Origin of the sequence: Variovorax glucosi (assembly GCF_051216695.1) — a bacterium.
Classification (GTDB): domain Bacteria; phylum Pseudomonadota; class Gammaproteobacteria; order Burkholderiales; family Burkholderiaceae_C; genus Variovorax.
The window spans coordinates 1-1,275 of the sequence record NZ_JBPJZE010000169.1 but is presented as its reverse complement, the minus strand read 5'-3'; the positions used below and the strand labels follow the sequence as shown (position 1 = coordinate 1,275).

General features: G+C 65.9%; 1 protein-coding gene. It reads right to left on the bottom strand.

All coding sequences use genetic code 11. The features are described from left to right. Positions 1 to 1,275, bottom strand: a 1,275-nt coding sequence (locus ACSFA3_RS23950) for an AGE family epimerase/isomerase (protein WP_475544581.1), incomplete at both ends; no start/stop codon positions are given.

Sequence of the window (1,275 nt, the reverse complement as noted above, 5' to 3'; positions counted from 1 at the left end):
CAGTGCAGGGTCGGCCTCCAGCCGCAGCACCATGTCGCGCGCAGCCATCATCAGTTCGAGCAGCGTGGGAAAGGTGGTGATGCGCTCCAGCACGAAGTCGAGGTAGCCCGCCACGTTCTGCAGGCCGAACTGGTAGTAGCGCGTCTCGGGTCGGTAGCGCGTGAGTTCTTTGACGCAGTAGCTCAGCCAGTGGTCGTGCGCGCGCCAATGCTCGGCGGCAATGAAATGCTCGAAGGCCTTCTCCACGACCGCGAGCCAGCGCTCGTCGCGCGTGAGGCCGTACAGGCGCATCAGGCCGAAGGCTGCTTCGCCGTCGTAGTAGATGACGCGGAACCTGTCCTTCACGTCGAGCACGGGCGCATTCAGCACGTGCACGAAGCTGCCGGTCTCCGCATCCTGCATGTGGCGGATGCCGAGCGCGAGCTGCTCCAGCAGCGGCAGGTATTTCTTGTCGCCGGTGAGTTCGGTGTACTTGACCAGCGCGAGCAGGCACACGGCGTTGCCGCCGAGCTTGATCTCGCTGCCGATGTCCAGCAGATAGGCAGCGCGCGTGCCGTCCGACAGGTTGGCCGGTCGGATGAGCGTGCCGGTCAGGAAGGCCAGCGAGCGATCAATGGCCGCCTTGAGCGTGTCGTTGCGCGTGAGCTCCCACGCTTCCAGCATCGCGTAAGTGGAGCTCGCGTGGCGCAGCGTGTTGTAGGTCGGGATGGCGCGGTCGAAACAGGGAAACCAGCCGTAGTGGAACTCGCCCGTGGGCTGGACCTGTTCGGCGAGGTAGTTGCCGGCGTTGTCGACCAGCGCGTGGATCTGCTGCGCATTCCATTCGCGCAACTCGCGAAAGCCGGCCGCCTGGCCTTCTGCGGTGATGGGCCATGCGCCCTTCGCGTCCACGTACACGGCCCGCGTGGTGAAGCACCAGACGGGCGCTGCATCGTCCGTGGGAAAGTCGATCTCGCGGCCGAAGCGCCGCTTGCAGTGCAGGCGCAGGTTGCCGGTGTTGGGCTCGGCATGCTCCACGTCGCCGTTGTAGAGGATCGCGCTGCCGTGCATTTCCTGCGCGAGCAGCGCGAACTCGAAGCGTGCATCGAATGCGATGCCTTCGTTGAAGTAGTTGCGCTTGGTTTGCGCCAGCTTCGCCTTCAGCGCGGCCCAGCTCATGGGCGTGACCTTGTCGACCACCTCGGCGCGCAGGCGCTGTGGTGCCTGGCCGGCGCGCCTGGCTTTCTCGGTGGCGGCGCGCCATGCGGCGTCGATGTCGGTGCCTCGCCCTGAAAC